General features: G+C 69.7%; 18 protein-coding genes and 1 pseudogene. 11 read left to right on the forward strand and 8 right to left on the reverse strand.

Annotated features, from left to right (window positions below; translation table 11 throughout):
- Positions 1-39: 39 nt before the first annotated feature.
- The 4 genes from hydA to AC5DRG_RS16715 all read left to right on the forward strand — a co-directional run bounded on the left by hydA (position 40) and on the right by AC5DRG_RS16715 (position 3,916).
- On the forward strand, positions 40-1,452 hold the full coding sequence (gene hydA, locus AC5DRG_RS16700; protein ID WP_491811300.1) for a dihydropyrimidinase: 1,413 nt from the start codon (positions 40-42) through the stop codon (positions 1,450-1,452).
- A 311-nt stretch (positions 1,453-1,763) separates the two neighbouring features.
- Entirely contained in the window at positions 1,764-2,345 is a 582-nt protein-coding gene (locus AC5DRG_RS16705) for a hypothetical protein (protein WP_491811301.1), read from the forward strand.
- Positions 2,342-3,121 carry a GAF and ANTAR domain-containing protein gene (locus AC5DRG_RS16710; protein WP_491811302.1) on the forward strand — a complete coding sequence of 260 codons (780 nt, stop codon included), beginning with the start codon at positions 2,342-2,344 and terminating at the stop codon, positions 3,119-3,121. The genes AC5DRG_RS16705 and AC5DRG_RS16710 overlap by 4 nt, the downstream gene beginning before the upstream one ends.
- Before the next feature lie 78 nt (positions 3,122-3,199).
- Positions 3,200-3,916, forward strand: a complete 717-nt coding sequence (locus AC5DRG_RS16715; RefSeq protein ID WP_491811303.1) for a GAF and ANTAR domain-containing protein — start codon at positions 3,200-3,202, stop codon at positions 3,914-3,916.
- A 50-nt stretch (positions 3,917-3,966) separates the two neighbouring features.
- Here AC5DRG_RS16715 and AC5DRG_RS16720 read toward each other — a convergent pair whose 3' ends face one another.
- Positions 3,967-4,791: a SigB/SigF/SigG family RNA polymerase sigma factor gene (locus tag AC5DRG_RS16720; protein ID WP_491811304.1), complete on the reverse strand. Its 825-nt coding sequence runs from the start codon at positions 4,789-4,791 to the stop codon at positions 3,967-3,969.
- Positions 4,792-5,177: 386 nt separating this feature from the next.
- Between AC5DRG_RS16720 and AC5DRG_RS16725 the strand changes: the two genes are divergently transcribed.
- Positions 5,178-5,777 carry a hypothetical protein gene (locus tag AC5DRG_RS16725; RefSeq protein ID WP_491811305.1) on the forward strand — a complete coding sequence of 200 codons (600 nt, stop codon included), beginning with the start codon at positions 5,178-5,180 and terminating at the stop codon, positions 5,775-5,777.
- Positions 5,778-5,934: 157 nt separating this feature from the next.
- Here AC5DRG_RS16725 and AC5DRG_RS16730 read toward each other — a convergent pair whose 3' ends face one another.
- Both AC5DRG_RS16730 and AC5DRG_RS16735 read right to left on the reverse strand, forming a co-directional pair.
- Positions 5,935-6,267: an ANTAR domain-containing protein gene (locus tag AC5DRG_RS16730; protein ID WP_491811306.1), complete on the reverse strand. Its 333-nt coding sequence runs from the start codon at positions 6,265-6,267 to the stop codon at positions 5,935-5,937.
- Between the two features lie 17 nt (positions 6,268-6,284).
- Positions 6,285-6,563 carry a hypothetical protein gene (locus tag AC5DRG_RS16735; RefSeq protein ID WP_491811307.1) on the reverse strand — a complete coding sequence of 93 codons (279 nt, stop codon included), beginning with the start codon at positions 6,561-6,563 and terminating at the stop codon, positions 6,285-6,287.
- 406 nt (positions 6,564-6,969) lie between these two features.
- Between AC5DRG_RS16735 and AC5DRG_RS16740 the strand changes: the two genes are divergently transcribed.
- The 4 genes from AC5DRG_RS16740 to AC5DRG_RS16755 all read left to right on the forward strand — a co-directional run bounded on the left by AC5DRG_RS16740 (position 6,970) and on the right by AC5DRG_RS16755 (position 9,872).
- Complete coding sequence (locus AC5DRG_RS16740; RefSeq protein ID WP_491811308.1) at positions 6,970-8,052, forward strand: ferredoxin reductase; 1,083 nt, start codon at positions 6,970-6,972, stop codon at positions 8,050-8,052.
- Positions 8,053-8,071: 19 nt separating this feature from the next.
- A complete protein-coding gene (locus AC5DRG_RS16745) occupies positions 8,072-9,190 on the forward strand; it encodes a fatty acid desaturase family protein (RefSeq protein WP_491811309.1) in 1,119 nt (372 codons plus the stop codon).
- A gap of 121 nt (positions 9,191-9,311) precedes the next feature.
- Positions 9,312-9,668, forward strand: a complete 357-nt coding sequence (locus AC5DRG_RS16750) for a PRC-barrel domain-containing protein (protein ID WP_491811310.1) — start codon at positions 9,312-9,314, stop codon at positions 9,666-9,668.
- A 33-nt stretch (positions 9,669-9,701) separates the two neighbouring features.
- A complete protein-coding gene (locus AC5DRG_RS16755) occupies positions 9,702-9,872 on the forward strand; it encodes a hypothetical protein (protein ID WP_491811312.1) in 171 nt (56 codons plus the stop codon).
- A 30-nt stretch (positions 9,873-9,902) separates the two neighbouring features.
- Here the strand turns inward: AC5DRG_RS16755 and AC5DRG_RS16760 are convergent.
- A pseudogene (locus AC5DRG_RS16760) lies at positions 9,903-10,496 on the reverse strand (acyl-CoA dehydrogenase family protein); the annotation flags it as partial.
- A 37-nt stretch (positions 10,497-10,533) separates the two neighbouring features.
- Between AC5DRG_RS16760 and AC5DRG_RS16765 the strand changes: the two are divergent.
- Positions 10,534-10,785, forward strand: a complete 252-nt coding sequence (locus AC5DRG_RS16765; protein WP_491811313.1) for a helix-turn-helix domain-containing protein — start codon at positions 10,534-10,536, stop codon at positions 10,783-10,785.
- 8 nt (positions 10,786-10,793) lie between these two features.
- Here AC5DRG_RS16765 and AC5DRG_RS16770 read toward each other — a convergent pair whose 3' ends face one another.
- The 4 genes from AC5DRG_RS16770 to AC5DRG_RS16785 form a co-directional block, all read right to left on the reverse strand.
- Complete coding sequence (locus tag AC5DRG_RS16770) at positions 10,794-13,877, reverse strand: family 78 glycoside hydrolase catalytic domain (RefSeq protein ID WP_491813061.1); 3,084 nt, start codon at positions 13,875-13,877, stop codon at positions 10,794-10,796.
- 90 nt (positions 13,878-13,967) lie between these two features.
- Complete coding sequence (locus AC5DRG_RS16775) at positions 13,968-15,233, reverse strand: ABC transporter substrate-binding protein (protein ID WP_491811314.1); 1,266 nt, start codon at positions 15,231-15,233, stop codon at positions 13,968-13,970.
- Between the two features lie 55 nt (positions 15,234-15,288).
- Entirely contained in the window at positions 15,289-16,110 is an 822-nt protein-coding gene (locus AC5DRG_RS16780) for a carbohydrate ABC transporter permease (protein WP_491811315.1), read from the reverse strand.
- A complete protein-coding gene (locus AC5DRG_RS16785) occupies positions 16,107-17,003 on the reverse strand; it encodes a carbohydrate ABC transporter permease (protein ID WP_491811316.1) in 897 nt (298 codons plus the stop codon). The genes AC5DRG_RS16780 and AC5DRG_RS16785 overlap by 4 nt, the downstream gene beginning before the upstream one ends.
- A 290-nt stretch (positions 17,004-17,293) precedes the next feature.
- On the opposite strand from AC5DRG_RS16785, the gene AC5DRG_RS16790 reads away from it, so the two are divergent.
- Positions 17,294-18,331: a LacI family DNA-binding transcriptional regulator gene (locus AC5DRG_RS16790; protein ID WP_491811317.1), complete on the forward strand. Its 1,038-nt coding sequence runs from the start codon at positions 17,294-17,296 to the stop codon at positions 18,329-18,331.
- Positions 18,332-18,355 lie beyond the last annotated feature (24 nt).

Below are 18,355 nucleotides of genomic sequence, written 5' to 3' on the forward strand. Positions count from 1 at the left end.
CCCCAACTCCTGCTCTGTACCGATCTGTTGGAGGCAACCATGTCCCACCCCGAACCGATCGACCTCGTCGTCCGAGGCGGCACCGTGGTCAACGCCGACTGGCAGGGCCCCGCGGACGTCCTGGTGGGCGGCGGAAAGGTCCTGGGGGTGGTGGAACCGGGCGCGTACCGTGCCGCGCAGCCACCCGGCATCACCGAGATAGACGCCGTCGGCCGCCTCGTCCTGCCCGGCGGCGTGGACCCGCACTGCCATGTCGGCTTCACCTCGGGGGACTTCACCTCCCTCGACGACTACCGCCAGGCCACCACGGCGGCCGTGTTCGGCGGTACGACCACGATCGTGGACTTCGCCATCCCGCGCCCCGGCGAGAACCCGGCCGACGTCGCCGCGACCCAACGCGCCAAGGCGGCACAGGGGTTGTGCGACAGCGCGCTGCACGCCTGCGTGGTCGAGTGGGACGACACCGTGCCGGAGCAGCTGCGCTCGCTGACGTCCGACGGCATCGTCACGGTGAAGATGTTCACCACCTACCGCGGCGAGACCATGGCCGACGAGAAGACCATCCTCAACGTGATGACCACGCTGCGGGACCTGGGCGGCATGGTGGTCATCCACTGCGAGGCCGACCACATCATCGCGGACACACAGGAGCGCGGTGAGGCGGCCGGGGCGATCAGCGCCTGCCACCACGCCGACACCAGGCCGGAGTTGGCCGAGAACGCCTCGGTCGCCGAGATCCTCGCCATCGCCGAGTCGGTCTCTGCCCCCGTGTACTTCGTCCACCAGTCCACGCCCGAGGCCGTCGACCTGGTGGCGCGCGCCCGCGGCCGTGGGGTGCGCGCCTTCACCGAGACCGTCGCCCACCATCTCGTCCTGGACGACACGGCGTACGAGGGTCCGCATCCGGAGCGGTTCGTGTGCTGTCCCCCGCTGCGCGCCGCCGACACCGTCACCGGGCTGCGCTCACGCGCGCTGATGGGTCAGGTCGCCACCATCGGCAGCGACCACTGCTGCTACGACATGGCCCAGAAGGAGTCGGTGAGCCACGACGTACGGGCGATGCCCAACGGTCTGCCGGGAGTGGAGACCCGTATGCCGGTGATCTTCAGCGAGTTGGTGGTCAAGGGCGGCCTGCCGGCGGGCCGCTTCGTCGAGTTGATGTGCGCCAACCCGGCCAGGCTCAACGGCCTTTACCCCCGTAAGGGAGTCATCGCGCCCGGCTCGGACGCGGACCTGGCGATCTGGGACCCCGCGGCCACCCGGACCGTCCGCAGCACCGGCCTGCACATGGCCACGGACTACACGCCGTACGAGGGCATGCCGGTCACCGGCTGGCCGGAGACCGTCGTGGTGGGCGGCCGTCCCGTCGTCGAGGCCGGCCGGCTGACGGACGCCGAACCCCGCGGCCGTCATCTGCGCTCGGGCCCGCTGAGCCGGTCCCTGGTCTGCTGATCCCGCGGGCTTCGGGCCGTCCGTCGGGCCAGGTGGAGGACTATGCTGCTGTCAGGACGTCCCGGACCCCGGCGGCTTGCCGTTGCTCCGCTTCCGCTGCCGGATGAACCTCAGAACCGAGGCGTCATGTCCCTCCCACAGCTCACCGTGTACCGCCATGACCGCAGGCAACGAACACTGATCACCGAGGCCCGCGGGACCCTGCGACCGCACTCGGGGGATGCGCGGTGACGGCCCGGCCCAGGCAGGGGCAGCCCCGAGACCCTCGTCGGAGCGAGTCGGCCACCAAGGACGCGGTCCTGTTGCGTCGGGTGAACCGTTGGCAGGCGCAGGATCTGAGCGGGGATCTGGCGGATCTGTACGTGGACTCCCGCGAGGCGTCTGCCCGTAGGGGGTACCGCCCTCCCGGCCGCCAGGACTTCCTGAACCGGCTCACCGGCGATATCCGCCGGCCGGGCTTCGCCATGGTGGTCGCGGACATGGGCGGCCTGGCGGGATGTGCCTTCGGCTCCCCGATGCGCGGCACCGGCTTCTGGTCGCGCGATTTCGACGGAGTGCTGCCGCACGGCTTCGATCAACTCACCGAGTCCGGCAGCGTCTTCGCGATCTCCGACATCCTGGTCCGCCCGCACGCGCAGGACAAGGACGTGGCCCGCCGGTTGCAGGAGCGGCTGCTGTCCGACCATCATGCGTCGCTCGGCGCCACCCTGGTGGACCGGGCCGATCGCCCGACCCTCACCGCCCTCCGCGCCTGGGGATGGCTGGACGCCGGAGACCTCTGGAGGCCGGGCAGCGCCACGGTGGACCGCGTACTGGTACTGCCTGCGCGGGAACGAACTGCCGTACTGCCGGAGGGACTTGCCCGTGATGCCTGGACCGGGTGGGCCGGGTGAGGCCCGAGAGCAGGTCGGCCAGGATCCAGGTGCTGGTGGCCGAGCAGGCGGCCCTGCGGGGTGCCGGGGTCGGTGTGGTGGACGTGTGTACGGCGGCCGTGGTCGCGCTCCCGGTCGGCGGGGCCGGGCTGTCCGCGATGTCCAGGGACGTCGCGAGCCATCCGCTGTGCAGCACCGACTCCGTCAGCGAACAGTTGGAGGAGCTCCAGCTCACCCTGGGCGAGGGACCCTGCGTGGACGCCTTCACACAGGGCCGTGCGGTCCTGGCGCCTGATCTGCTGGCCGCTGAAGTACAGGAACGCTGGGCCGTGTTCGCGGATGCGGCCCTGGAGGCCGGAGCGCGCGCGGTGTTCGCGCTCCCCTTGCAGCTGGGGGCGATCAGCCCGGGAGTTCTGGACCTGTACGCCAACGTGCCGACCGTGCTGGACGCGGAGGAACTGGCCGACGCGCTGGCGTTCGCCGACCTCGCGACGCTGCTCCTGCTCGACGTGCGGATCGAGGAGACGGGCGCACCGGCCGGCGCACCCGTGCTGGAGCACGGCATCGAGGACCTGGGCGGATACCGCGCGGAGATCGACCAGGCCACCGGCATCCTCACCGTCCAACTCGGCGCCGATATCGGCATCGACGAGGCATTCGTCCGGCTGCGTGCCTACGCTTTCGTGGAGGGACGCCGACTCGCCGACGTGGCCGCCGACGTGGTGGCCGGCCGGCTCCGTTTCTCTCCGGAGCCGGACCAGACCGACCAGACCGACCAGACCGACGGGGAAACCTGACGCACCGGTGCCATCCGACGAACGTGCCGTGCTTCCCGCCCCTTCCAGGCGGGACTAGTCTCCATCGAGGGTGACACGATGAATCAGCAGCTCCTGGCCAAGACCTTCGTCGAGCTGGCGGACAACCTGGTCGCCGACTTCGACCTCTTCGACTTCCTGCGCCTGCTCACCGACCGCTGCGTGGGACTGCTCGGCGTGAGCGCCGCCGGCGTGCTGCTCGCCGACCGCGACGGCGAACTGCGCGTGATGGCCGCCTCCGACGAACGCGTACGGTTGCTGGAACTCTTCCAGCTGCAGAACGACGAAGGCCCCTGCCTCGACTGCTTCCGCACCGGCACACCGGTGATCGTCGCAGACCTCGGTACGGAGACCGCCCGCTGGCCGCGTTTCGCGGTGGCGGCCCGGCGCAGCGGGTACGGGGCGGTCCAGGCCCTGCCGATGCGGCTGCGGGACGAGGTCGTCGGCGCCCTGAACCTCTTCCGCGCCGCCCCGGGCCCCTTCGACCCGGCCGCCCGGCCCCTCGCCCAGGCCCTGGCCGACGTCGCCACCATCAGCCTGCTCCAACAGCGCTCCGCGCATCGCAGCACAGTCCTCAACGAGCAGCTGCAGACCGCGCTCAACAGCCGGGTGCTGATCGAACAGGCCAAGGGCAAACTCGCCGAACGCCAGGGCATCGACATGGAACAGGCCTTCACGGCCCTGCGCGGCTACGCCCGCGCCCACAACCGCCGCCTGTCCGACCTGGCGCGAGCCTTCATCGACGGCTCCGAGCCCCTCCCCGGCCTGTTGTCCTGACCCGCTCCGGGAGATGCGCCCGGGACCTGGGGGATGCATCCGGTACGTCGTCACGCCGCCCTTCTCGGACCGTGCACGTCGGCCATCGCCTGGAGACGCAGGCGTGCGCAGGTACGGGTGATCAGACGGGAGACGTGCATCTGCGAGATGCCGAGCTGCAGGCCGATGCGGGCCTGGGTCATCTCGCCGAAGAACCTCATGTACAGGATCTGGCGCTCGCGTTCGGGCAGGGCCCGCAGCAGTGGTCGTAGCGCCTCACGGTCGACGATCAGGTCGAAGCCGGGTTCCACCGCGCCGAGGGTGTCGGTCAGGGGACGGCTGTTCTCGAGACGGCCGTCCACGGTGTCCATGGACAGGACGGTGAAGCTCTCCATCGCGCCCTGGCCCAGTTGTACGTCGGCCTCGGTCAGGCCGGTGTGCGCGGCGATCTCGGGGACGGAGGGGTCGCCGCCCGGCGAGGAGCCGAGCTCATGGCCGGCGGCGCGGACCCGGCCGCGCAACTCCTGTACGCGCCGGGGCACATGCACGCCCCAGAGGTCGTCACGGAAGTGCCGTCTCACCTCGCCGAGGATCGTCGGTATGGCATAGCTCGGGAAGGCGGTGCCGAGAGCGGGGTCGAAGCGGGACACCGCCTTGACCAGGCCCAGTTGGGCGACCTGGTCGAGGTCTTCGAGGGTCGCGCCGCGGTGGCGGAAGCGCCGGGCGAGCCGGGTGGCCATCGGCATCCAGGCGCACACCACCTCCTGCCGCAGCGCGGACCTCTCCGGGCCGTCCGGCAGGGCGGCGATACGGCGGAACGCGGCGTCGGTGTCCGGCGCGTCGGCGTGGTCGTGAGGGCGTGTGCTTCTTGGGCTCAGCATGCGTACGTCCGGCATGGGCGCGTGTCTCCCCGATCGGTGGCGTCACTCACCGTGGGAGCGGGCGGACCGCGGCACACAGGGGAGCAGCGGTTGCCGCTCGCACGGGGGTGCCTCCGGTCCGAAGCACACCCGACGGGTTCCCGGACAGCACGTGTTCAAACGGGGTTCCGGTCGACGCGTTCACCGTTCGTCCATCGGCGCCCCAGTGGCCCCGTGCCCCCAACAGGCCCCGGCGCGGCGCCGATCCGGAGCTATGCTGCATACAGACGTCCCGGACCCAGGCGCCGTACCACTCATCGGCCACGATGGCAGTCCCGCACATCTGCCGGTCTCCTGAACCGAGGCGCCTCATGCGCACTTCGCGGCAACCACACGAACCCGAAGGCCCGGAGCCGTCCGCCATGGACACGGTGCGGCTGCGCCGGCTGAACCGCTGGCAGGCGGAAGGAATGCGGGAGGACCTGGCGGATCTGTATGTGGAGTCCTCCACCACCGAGCCCGGCGAGGAGTTCAGCGGCCGGCAGGACTTCCTGAGTCGCCTGGAACGTGATGTACAGCTGCCGGGATTCGACATGCTGGTCGCCGAGGCGCGGGCCCTGACCGGCTGTGTCCTCGGAATCCCGGTGCCGCGCGACGGCTCCTGGTGGCACGGGTTCGAAGGTCCACTGCCACAGAACCTGGAGCAACTGACCGCGTCCGGCCATGTCTTCGCGATTCTCGAAACCGTCGTACATCCGCACCGGCACGCCCAGGGACTGGCCCGTCGGATGCAGGAGCGCCTGCTCGCCGACCACCAGGCCTCGCTCGGCGTCACCCTGGTGGAGCACTCCGACCGCCAGGTGGGTGCCGCCCTGAAGGCATGGGGCTGGCAGGAGGCGGGCCGGATCAAGCGCCCACCCGAACCAACAGCCCTACGGCTCATGGTTCTTCCCCTCGGAGAACGCACGGCGGAACATCCGGACGGCCTCGCCCACAACGCCCGGACCCAACGGCCCGAATAACCTCGGACACCGCGCACACGAGCGTGCCCTTTTCCGGTGGGTGTTTAGCCTCCACGAGGCGGGCTACCCAACAGGGGCGTCCGACGGCCGTCCTGGACGAAGGCACCGGGGAGTTGGACCCACAGCTCCCGGTGCCGTCCGGCGCAGGCGCGCCGCGTCACCCCCGGGCCGTCGTGTGAAGGCGGCGCATAGCCCGGCGCAGCTCCCGCCGTATGGGTTCCGGGAGCGCCTCGTCCGTCGTCGTGGCGACCAGGGCCGCGGCCACGTCCCGGAGCTTGACATTGCAGTGCTGCGACACGTCCACCAGCACATCCCAGGCCCGCTCACCGGAACACGGTGCCAGCGCCATCACCATGCCGCGTGCCTGGTCGATCACCGCACGGCTCACCAGCGCCCGCTCCAACTGCTCGTTCCTTACGCGCAGTTCGACGACCTCGGCCAGCAGAGCCATGTCGTCGGCGTCATCGGCCGACGGCACAGCATCCAACAACAGCTGTTCCTCGCAGGTCACTTGAGGCGCTCGCTGTCTCGGCGGTCCTCGCGCCTCCAGCGCGCCCGGTGCTGACGGCTGTAGCGACGGTCCCATCGCTCCTGACGATCCCGGCGCTTCTCGTAGTCCCGGTACTCCCCGAGTCCGGAACTGCCGCCACGGCCCCGGCCCCCGCCACGATCGCGGCCGTAGCGGGTGGCACCGAAGACCAACACGGCCGCGGCCACCCACCAGACGGGGCTGACGAAGCCGAGGCCGAACATGACCACGATGAGGATGAGAAGCAGAACGAACACGACGGGCCTCCCCGGTGCGGAACAAAGCGTCACTGCCGGGGGCCGGGGCCTGTGTGAACAGCCTAGTCCTGCCCAGAGGTTGCGGATAGCGCCCCGTGTAACGGTCTCGTACCCCCGGTAGCAGGGCGAATTCGGCCATGGTGCGGTGGAGTGGCGCGGAATGCGTACGCCTTGCTTCCGAGGTCGTTCCGCGTGCGTCGGACGGGATCACGCGTGCCGCACTGCGTGAGTGGGAGGAGGGACGGATGGGGTGGCGGAATCTGGTTCCGCGTCCGTCACGGGCCGTGTCGCTGTGGTTCTCTGGCGGGACACCGGCGCGGCCCTCCACCCGGGGGCCGACGTACGTGACGTGACCGACGCGCCCGGCCCCAGCGTGTGCCCTGTGGTGAGAGAAGGGTTCCCTCCCATGCCGGTTCTGCGCGCACTGACCAACGCTCTCCTGAGCCCGCTCGCGAGTCCCCTCGCTCCGGACGACTACCTCGGCCTGCTCGACCCGCTGCTGTCCGCCCGCCATCCCGCGGGCCGAGTGGTCGCGATACGGCCGGAGTGCGCCGGTGCGGCCACGCTGGAGATCCGTCCCGGGCGCGGCTGGGCCAGGCACCGGGCCGGACAGTACCTGCCGGTGGGGGTGGAGATCGACGGCGTACGGCACTGGCGCACGTACTCGATCACCTCACCCCCCGAACCCCCGGCCCGGACACTGACGATCACGGTCAAGGAGCAACCCGGCGGCCGGGTCTCCCCGCACCTCGTGCACCACACCCACCCCGGCACGGTGCTCCGACTCGGCCCGGCACAGGGCGAGTTCACGCTGCCGGAGGATCCGTCGGCGCGGATGCTGATGGTGACGGCGGGCAGCGGCATCACCCCGGTGGCGGGGATGCTGCGCACCCTCGCGGGCCGCCGCTTCCCCGGGCCCGCCCTCGACGTCGTACTCCTGCACAGCGCATCCGGCCCGGACGAGTTCCTGTTCCGTGCCGAACTGGCCGCGCTGGAGGCCCGGTTGCCCTGGCTGAGCGTCCACGCTCGGTACACCCGTACGGCGGGCCGGCTGGCCCCAGAGCACATCGGCGTGCTCTGCCCCGACTGGTACGACCGGGAGACCTGGGCCTGCGGTCCGGACGGACTGCTCGACGCGCTGGAGCGGCACTGGGCGGGGGCCGGGGCCGGCGAGCGACTGAGGGTGGAGCGTTTCCGGCTGACGCCCGTGCGGCCACAGGACTCCGAGGCGTTGGGCGGCCGGGTCAGGTTCGAGCACAGCGGCGTCGAGGCCGACGCGCCCGCGTCCGTGCCCCTGCTGGAGACCGGGGAGGCGGCGGGTGTGGCGATGCCGTACGGCTGCCGCCGGGGGCTCTGCTTCGGCTGCCTCGTCCCACTGGTCCACGGCCGGGTCCGCGATCTGCGGACCGGTGAACTGCACGGTGAACCCGGCGAGTTGATCCAGACCTGCGTCAACGGTGCGGCAGGTCCGCTCGCCCTCGCTCTCTAGGCCCCTCAAGGAGCCTGCGATGACATCAACTGCCGTACCCCTCCCCCCTCTTGAGTCGTCCGATGATCAAACGGCACTGCTCGGCGAGGAGTTGGACCGCCTCCGCGCCGAGATCGTCGCCGCGCGTGGTGCCGAGGATGCCCACTACATCCGTACGGTGATCGCCGTGCAGCGCGGCCTGGAGACCGGCGGCCGTGCCGCCCTGGCCGTATCCCTGTTCCCGCCCGCCTGGGTCGCGGGCACCACGATGCTGACCACCGCCAAGATCCTGGAGAACATGGAGCTGGGCCACAACATCCTGCACGGCCAGTGGGACTGGATGGGCGACCCGGCGATCCACTCCACCACCTGGGAGTGGGACTTCCTCACCCCCGCCGACGCCTGGAAGCACACCCACAACCACCTGCACCACACCTACACCAACGTCGTCGGCCTCGACCGGGACCTCGGCTACACGATCCTGCGCATGAGCCCGGACCAGCCCTGGCACCCGGTCCACCTCCTCCAGCCGCTGTACAACGCGCTGCTCGCCCCCGTCTTCGAGTGGGGCATCGCCCTCTACGACCTGGAGACGGACTCCGTCACGTCCGGCCGCAAGAGCGTGCGGGCCCTCCTCGGCGACGTGGCCGGCCTGGCCCGCAAGGCCGTGCGCCAGGCGGCCAAGGACTACGTCCTGTTCCCCCTCCTCGCGGGCCCGTCCGCGCTGCCCTGTCTGCTGGGCAACGTCACCGCGAACGGGCTCCGCAACATCTGGGCGCACACCGTGATCTTCTGCGGCCACTTCCCGGGCGACGTCCAGACCTTCTCGTACGAGGAGGAGCAGCTGGAGGGCGAGACGCGGGGCCAGTGGTACCTGCGCCAGATCCAGGGCTCGGCGAACATCGAGGGCGGTCCCCTCCTCCACGTCCTCACCGGCAACCTGAGCCACCAGATCGAACACCACGTCTTCCCCGACCTGCCCAGCAACCGCTACGCCGAGATCGCCCCGCGGATGCGCGAGATCTGCGCCCGGCACGGGATCCCGTACGTGAGCGGGCCGCTGTGGCGGCAGTACACGTCCATGTGGGGCCGGGTACTGCGGCACTCGGTGCCGGACGGGTCCCGTCGCCACCGGGCCTGGGCCGACTGGCAGCAGTAACATGGATCGTGGGTTGGCTCACGCTCACGTGCAGCCGCCCGGAAGGGCGACTCCGGCGTGTTCGCGCCGGAGTCGTTGGCACAGCCGTATCGACGGGTGTCCCGATCAGGAGGGACAGCGCATGATCGAGGCAGCCGACATCCGCGAGTGGCGCACCTTTGACGTCGTGGACCCGAAGGGGCACAAGATCGGCGTGCTCGAAGCGGTCTACGTCGACACCGCCACCGACGAACCGGCCGTGGCCACCGTACTGACCGGGCTCCCGACTCGCCGGCGCCTGGTCTTCGTACCCCTCGACGACGCACTCCTGGGACCGGACTACGTCAAGATCTCCCACCCCAGGAGCCTCGTGAAGAAGGCCCCCTCCATCGGCACGGACGACATCCTGCCCGCCGATCAGGAGGAAGCGATCTTCCAGTACTACGGCATGCCCTACAAGCCGGGCGCGAACGGCGAACGAAAGCTCGCGCGCCGCTGAGCGACGGCACGGCCCGAAGGAGGTGTCCGAGTCGTGGCGATCTTCCTCCTGCTCGCCCTCGTCGCCGTCGTCCTGGGAATCATCGGCGCGACAGCCGGAGGTCTGGGCTATCTGCTGATCATCGGCATCGTGGTTCTCGTGGCCGACGTTTCCGTGGCGGCCGTACGACTGTCCCAGCGCGCTCGGCGGCGTCCTCTCCGCTGACGACGCCGACATGGCGGATGCCGGCGCCGCTCAGCGGAACGCCGCCTGACCGGTGAGGGCCTGGCCGACGACCAGGGTGTGCATCTCGCTGGTGCCTTCGTAGGTGAGGACGGACTCCAGGTTGTTGGCGTGGCGCAGGGGTGAGTACTCCAGGGAGATGCCGTTGGCGCCGAGGATCGTGCGGCACTCGCGGGCGATGGCGATGGCCTCGCGGACGTTGTTGAGCTTGCCGACGCTGATCTGTTCGGGGCGGATGCGGTGCTGGTCCTTGAGCCGGCCCAGGTGCACGGCGAGCAGCGCGGCCATGCCCACGGACACGCTCATGTCGGCGAGCTTCTTCTGGGTGAGCTGGAAGGCGCTGATGGGCTTGTCGAACTGGACGCGGGAGTCGGCGTACTCGATGGCCGTCTGGATGCAGTCGCGGGCCGCGCCGACCGCGCCGAAGAGGATGCCGAAGCGGGCCTCGTTCAGGCAGGACAGCGGGCCGCGCAGGCCCTGAGCGAGGGGGAGCCGGGCCGAGTCGGGCAGCCACTCCTGCTTCTGCTCCTCCGAGCCCCACTTCCAGATCGAGTACATCGACAGCGAGCCCTGTACGGAGACGAAGCTGCGGAAGCCCGAGTCGGCGGGCGACCTGCTCGCCCGGGAGGACCTGACCGCGACGGTGGCCGCCTACCTGACCTGCAACCAGGACGTACGCGCCACCGCGCAGGCCATGTTCCTGCACCCCAACTCCGTGCGCTACCGGCTGCACCGCGTCGAGGAACTGCTCGGCGCGCCGATCGCCTCGCCGGTGATCGTCGCCAATCTCTACCTCGCCCTCCACGACCGGTTGGCGGAGCCGCACCGAGGCGACCGGGACGAGGACGACGGGCCTGGAGCGGCTTCCGCCCGCAACCCGCGCCCCGACCGATGACCACCAGGTCAGCGGAGCCGGGCGGTCAGGTGGTAGCGCCCCGAGGGCAGCCGGTACGAGGCCACGCCGTCGTGATGACCGAGGAGACGCACCCCGTCCACTCGGGCCAGCGGAGTCCGTCCTTCGCGGACGGCATCGGCGGAGACGGCTGAAAGTCGCAGCGTCGCCTCACTGTTGGCGGGGACGACCGCGTCGTACACAAGACCCCTGCCTCCGTCCTCCACCTTCCACTCGCTCCTGATCTCGCCGTACGGCGACTCGTGCGAGCCCGACACCTGCGTGATCCTGCCGGTGGGATCGATGTGGGGTCGCAGGACGAAGTGCTTGAAGCCGGGGCTGTCCGGGTCGCGGGCGATGCCCGCCATGTAGGCGTACATCCACTCCATGATCGCGCCATAGGCGTAGTGGTTGAAGGAGTTCATGCTGACCGGGCCGAACCCGTCCTCCTTCGAGTACGAGTTCCAGCGCTCCCAGACCGTCGTCGCCCCGTTCTCCACCGAGAACAGCCAGGACGGCAGGGCGTGTTGGTGGAGCAGCTTGTACGCCAGGTCCGCGCGGCCCTCGTCGGTGAGGACGGGGGCGAGGACGTTGACGCCGAGGAAGCCGACGGACAGCGTGCTCTCGGCGTACCTGACCCGGCTGCTGTTCGGGTGCGCGGCCTTGTAGGCGTCGTCGTTGCCGATGTTGTCGGCGAGATGGCCGACGAGCGTGCGGCGTTGGGCCTCCGTCTCGTAGAAGCCGAGCTTGAGGACCCAGAGCAGGGCCGTCTGGCTGTTGTCCTCCGTCTTCTGGTTGGGGTCGGAGCCCGGTTCGATCGGGGAGGCGTCACCGAGGCTGGACTTGACCGTGGCCGTGCCGCCCTCGGTGCTCAGATACTTGGTGATGAACGCCTGCTTGATGCGCCCGAAGAGCCGGTCGTACGCCGCCCCTTCGGCCGTCCTGCCGATCGCGCGGGCCATCTGTGCCATCAGCCGGGTGCTGTAGCCGTAGTAGACGTCGCTCATCAGCTGGGCGCTGGTCTTCTGCGGCGCCAGCCAGTCGCCGGTGAGGGAGCCCTGTCCGGCGTAGGTGTCGCCGGTCTGCTCCTGGATCCAGTCCAGGTAGCGGGTCATCGCGGGCCAGTTGTCCTTGACGATGGTCGCGTCCCCGGTCATCTGCCACACGGTCCACGGCACGATGACGCCGGCGTCCGCCCAACCGCTGCCGCCGCCCGGGAAGTTGAAACGTCCCGTGGGGGCGACCCCGGTGAACTGAGCCTTGTCCATGCCGTAGATGACCTGGGAGTCGACGACCGTGTCCTGGAAGTGGCTGAGGAAGACACCGGCGTCGGCGTTGTACAGACCGGTGGTGGAGAAGACCTGGGTGTCGCCGGTCCAGCCGAGGCGTTCGTCGCGTTGCGGGCAGTCGGTGGGCACCCAGAGGTAGTTGCCGCGCTGGCCCCAACGGATGTTGCCCGCCAGCTGGTTGATGTCCGGATCGTTGGTCGTGACGGTGCCGATCTCGCGGATCGCGGACGTGGCGACCTTCCCGGTCAGGCCTGTGATCGTGACGGTGTCCGTCGCCGTGACGGACACATAGCGGAAGCCGTAGAAAGTCAGGGAGTCCTGGTGGTTCTCGCCGTTCCGGTCGCCCTTGAGGATGTACGTGCTGGTGGCCTTGGCGCTGCGGAGGTTGGCCCGGTAGAGGGAGCCCTCGGGACCGTCCGCGCCGGCGCTGTCGTCGTTGAGCATCTCGCCGAACCTGAACTCGACCTTGGCTCCGGCCGGTCCGCGCAGGTTGTAGCGGGCCACGCCGACCATGTTCTGCCCGAGGTCGAAGACGGCCGTCTCACCACTGCCGATCGTGACCGGGGTGGAGGCCGCCTTCGCGGGATCGGTCACCGTCCGGTCGGGATCCACGACGATGCGGCCCCTGCCGTTGGGGCTGCCGTCCCGCCCGGTCACCCCGGTGACGACGGTGATCGACTGCGGTCGCCGGTCCCAGCGGTGCATGAAGCGCGCGGTTTCGCCCGGGTAGGCGAGGAGTTGCGCGTCCGGGAACTTGTCGTCGAAGGCGACTCGCTCCACGTCCGACCAGGCGGCGTCGTCGAATCCGTGCGCCGTCCAGCCCGGCAGCTCCATCCGGGCGTCGTAGGTCTGGCCGTCGTAGATGTCGTCGGCGCGGTAAGGGCCGGTGTCGGTGGCCCTCCAGTTGTCGCCGGGTGCGGTCACCACGGTCTGCGTCGAGCCGTCGGCATACCGGATCAGGAGTTTGACCTTGACGGCCAGGGCGTTGCCGTCCGCCGAGTAGTAGGTACTGCCGTCGGATATACGGCCGTTGTACCAGCCGTTGCCCAGGACGACCGCGAGGGTGACGTCCGGCTCCCGTGTCACGAGGTCGGTGACGTCGTACGTCATGTAGTTGACGCGCGCGTCGTAGTTCGTCGAGCCCGGGGGCAGCAGTTCGGTCGTGGTGCCGCCGTCCTGCGGGACGGTCACGTGGCGTCCGTTGACGTAGGCCTCGTACACGCCGAGGGCCGAGACGTACAGCCGCGCTTCGCGAACCCTGGGCCGGTCCTTCAGGGTTGCTTCCTTCCGCAGCATCGGTGCCCCGGCCGAGTTGGGGGCCTTCCCCTTCATCCCGATCCACTGCGCGCCCTCCCATCCGCCGAAGCCGTCGGTGCTCATGAGGCCGGTCTCGAAGAAGGCGGGGGGTGCCGTACCGACCGGACGGCCTTCGGCGTCCCAGACGGTGACGGTCCAGTGGTAGCGGATCGAGGCGTTCAGTGCCTTGCCCGCGTAGCGGACGGCCACAGAATCGGCGGAGCGGACGCGGCCGCTGTCCCAGACGTCCGCGCGACCGGCGGTCAGCCGGTCCGGCGAGCTCGCCGCCAGGATCTGGTACGACCCCTGGCTGCGCCCGCGCGCCTCGGAACGCATACGCCAGCCGAAGCGCGGCAGTTCGGCGTCCACGCCGAGAGGGTCGGTGCGGTGTTCCACGGTCAGTCCGGACACCGGGGCATCCGGACGGCGGCGCGGTGCCGCCTGCGCGGCGGCCGAGCCGCCCACGACGCCGGCCACTACCGGCACCGCGCCGGCCGTCGCCACGAGCATGGTTCTACGGCGGATTCCCTCACGGTCCGTGCCGTCCGCATGGTGGGGTGCATTGCTCACACCGTCATCCCTTCGGGTGTTGGGGGGTGGTCAGGAGCCGGCCTTGTAGTCGGTGTCCATCTCGTCGAGGAGCTTTTCGGGCGTGGACTGGCCGCTGAAGATCTCCTGGAGGCCGCTGAGCATGGTCTGCTGGACCTTGGCGTTGGGCCACAGCTGGTCCATGAACGGCACCGTGCGGTCCGAGCCGATGAACTTGGACAGTTCGGCCAGCGACGGGTCCACGGAGTAGCCCGTGTCGGGCAGGGAGGGCAGGCCGCCCTGCTTCTTGACGAACAGGTTCATGCCCTCGGGCGACATCACGAAGTTCACGAACTTCAGGGCGAGTTCGTTGTTCTTCGCCTTGGCGTTGACGCCGTAGCCGGCGCCCGCCGCCGCCGGAATGAGGGTCTGGGACGGGTCGTCGGTGGCGGGGAGCGCCCGTAGCGTGAACGTGCCCTGCGGGTTCTTGCCCTTCAGGAGGGCGATCACCCAGTTGCCCTGGACGATGCCGAGGGTCTTGCCGGAGGCGGCGAGGGCCTGGCTGGCTTCGTAGTTGGTGCCCAGCGGGTTCTTCTGGAAGCAGCCGGTCTTCTCCATCGTCAGGTACTTGTCCAGGGCGGTGGCCCACGGCGACCGGGCGAAGGTGGCCTGGCCCGCCTGCATCTTCTGGTCGAAGTCGCGGTCGGGTCCGTAGACGGTCGTGGCGACCAGCGCGTACAGGACGAGCTGGGTCACCCAGTTGTCCTGGTTGCCGAGCGCGAAGGCGGGGGTTCCCTTGGCCTTCGCCGCCTTGCAGAAGGCCAGCAGGTCGGTCCAGGTGTCGGGTGGGGTCAGTCCCGCCTTCGCCATGGCCTGCTGGTTGTAGACGGCACCGATGCCGTTCTGCCCGAAGATCGCGTTGTACGTCTTGCCCTCGTACTGCGCGACGGACTTGATCGCATCGGGCATCTTGGCGGCCCACGGCTGGTCCGAAAGGTCGCGCAGATAGCCGGGCTTGGCCAGGACGACCGTGGCGCCCGGATTGCCGTTGCCGGGCCAGACCGACATCACGTCGGGTGCGGTGCCCGAGGACAACTGGGTGCGGATCTGCTGCTGGTACTGGTCGGCGCCGCTGGTGGTGTAGCGGACCTTGACGCCCGGGTTGGCCTTCTCGAAGGCCTTGACGACGTCCTCGACGGAGCCCTGGTCGACCGAGGCGAGCGTCAGGGTCTTCGAACCCCCGCCGGAGTCTCCTGCCTTGGTCCCGCCGCTACAGGCGGCCAGCACGGCACCGGCCGTCAACGCGGCGATCAGGACCGGCAGTTTGCGTGTCTTCATGATGTCCCCCTCGGGGAAGAGCCACCGGGCGTCGGTGACGGGCGGTCCTCGGATGTCATCCGCGCAGCCCTCCCGCGAAGCCGTTGATGATGCTGCGCTGGAGCAGGAAGTAGACGAGCAGGACGGGCAGGATGCTGATCACCAGTGCGGCGAAGATGAGGTTCCAGTCGGTGACGTACTGACCGACGAACCCGGCGATCGCGACCGGCATGGTCTGCTGGGCGCTGCCGCTGAGGTACAGCAGCGGGGTGAAGAAGTCGTTCCAGACGGCGACCGCGTTGAGCACCAGGGCGGTCACCGTGATCGGTTTGAGCATCGGCAGCACGATGTGGCGAAAGCCCTGCAGCGGGGTGCAGCCGTCGATCAGGGCGGCGTCCTCGAAGTCGCGGGGCAGGGCGCGCAGGAAGCCGACGTAGAGGAAGACGGTGAAGGGCACCTGCAGGCCGGAGTAGAAGAGGACCAGCGCCCAGGGGGTGCCTAGGAGCCCCATGTCGCGCATGGTCTGGTACAGCGGCAGAGCGGCCAGTTGGAAGGGCAGGACCAGGCCCAGGAGGAACATCAGGTACGTGCCCCTCGACCAGCGGGCCGCCACCCGGGCCAGCGGATACGCCGCGAGCGACGAGACGGCCAGCACGATGGCGACGCTGCACGCCGTCACCAGCACGCTGTTGCCCAACGCCCCGCCGAGTGAGCCCTGTTGCCAGGCCTGCGAGAAGTTGTCCAGGGTGGGCGAGGTGGTCGGGCTGATCGGCGACGAGGTGTCCGACGCCGGACGGACGGCCAGGTTGACCAGGACGTACACCGGGAAGCCCACGACCAGGGCGGCGGCGATCATCGCCAGTTCCAGGGCGAGGGTGCGGCGGCGGTAGCGGTTCACGAGACGGCCCTCTCGTTGCGGGACAGCACGGCGAACTGTCCGGTCGAGACGACCGCCACGATGATCGTGAGGACGACCGCGAGCGCGATGCTGTAGCCGAACTCGCCGAGCGTGAACGCGTCCTTGTAGATCAGCGTGGAGAGCGTGTCGGTGGCGTGGCCGGGGCCGCCGCCCGTCAACGCGTAGACCTGGTCGAAGAGTTTGATCCCGCCGATGATCGACAGCATCAGGTTGATGGTGAGGGCCGGGGCCAGCAGCGGGCGCGTGACCGACCAGAAGCGGCGCACGGGACCCGCGCCGTCGATGGCCGCCGCCTCGTGGATCTCCTTGGGCACCGACTGGAGTCCGGCCAGAAAGATGACCATCGAGTAGCCCGCGTACTGCCAGACGATCACCCCGATCACCGACCACAGCGCGACCTGCGGACTGCCCAGCCAGTCCTGCCGCCAACCGTCCAACCCCACGGCGCCGAACAGGCTGTTGACCGCGCCGTCCGGGCCGAGCAGGTTGCGCCAGAGGTAGGCCGTGACGATCGGGGTGATCACGGCCGGGGCGAACAGGAACACCCTCAGCACGTTCCGGGACTTGATGGCCGAGTTGACGCCGAGGGCCAGCAACAGGCCCAGCGCGTTCTGGACGACCGTGATCGACACGGCGATCAGCAGGGTGTGCCAGATGGCCTGCACCGCATCGGGGTCGTCGAGCATGTCGGCGAAGTTGTCCAGGCCGATGAAGGAGAAGTCGGGATCGAGACCGTCCCAGTCGGTGAACGCGTAGTACACACCGCGGGCACTCGGCACCAGGACCACGAAGGCGAACAGCAGCAGCGCGGGCAGCGCGAACCACCAGGGCGGGGTGGTGCGGGCCCGCCGGGCCTTCGGCACCAGGGTCATCGACGGACCTCCTCTCTTGAAACGTTTCAAACCGGGCGCTGGATCGAGGATGCGGTCCAGGTCGGATGGCCCGACAGTCCATGCAGGGCCGGATGCCCCGGCTGCCAGTGGGTAACGTTCCCCAAAGATGTTGCCAGACCCTAGAGAGCGTCCCGCGTGACGTCAAGATGCCGCGCAAGCTGCGCGATTGTTACGGTGGCTGCGCAGCCCAGCCTCTGCGACGGCCCCACCGATTCGCGCATTCCGTCCTACACTCGCCGACAACGTTTCCCGAAGGGACAAGGAACCGGATGGAGCCGCAGGCCCGGCCTCGACGCGTCACCATCGTCGACGTCGCCCGTCACGCGCAGGTGTCCACGACAGCCGTCTCCAAGGTGCTGCGCAACGCGTACGGGGCCAGCCCCGAGATGCGCGCCAAGGTGCGCCGCGCGATCGACGAGCTGGGTTACCGGCCGAACGCCGGCGCCAGGGGCCTGCGCGGACAGACGTACACCATCGGCGTGATGCTGCCCGACATCCGCAACCCCTTCTTCCCCGAGATCCTCGACGGCATCACCGCTTCACTGGCGGACACCGAGTACCAGGTGTTCCTCGGGCCGGGCTGCAACGGGGAGAAGGAGGAGGCCCGCGTCACCGAGGCGATGATCGACCGCGGCATGGACGGCATCATCCTGGTCGCACCGATCTCGTCACGCGCCCACATGGAGCGCGTCGGCGCCGCGGTGCCGACCGTCGTCGTCGGCCGCCACGGCTCGTCCCCGGCGTACGACACCGTGGCCGACGACGACATCGAGGGCGCCGCCCTGGTCGTCGGCCATCTCGCCGCCCTCGGGCATCGCCGGATCGCCCACATCGAGCATCACGAGACCGACCCGACACGTCTCACGGAGATGCCCAACGCCCGCCGCGCCGACGGTTACCGCCAGGCCATGCGGAAGCACGGACTGGAGGAGTGGATCGACGTCGTCTCCACCAACTACACCCAGGACGGCGGCTACCGGGGCACGAAGGAGCTGCTGGCCCGGCCTGTCCGACCCACGGCGGTCTTCGCCGGAGCGGACATCGTCGCGATGGGCGTACTCGAAGCGGTCGCCGAGGCCGGGCTGTCGGTTCCCGGCGACCTCTCGGTGGCCGGATACGACAACACCACGTTCGCCGCGTTCGGCCCGATCTCACTCACCAGCGTCGACCAGGCCGGCCGCGAGCTGGGCAGAAACGCCGTACGTCTTCTCCTGGAACGGATCGCCAAGCGTGACCGCCCGTCGGCCCAGGTCACCCTCTCCCCCACGCTCGTGCCGCGCCGGTCGACCGCGCGACCGGCGGAGTGAGGCGTCGACACCGAACCGTGCAGT

Source organism: Streptomyces sp. JLBG701 (assembly GCF_058544905.1).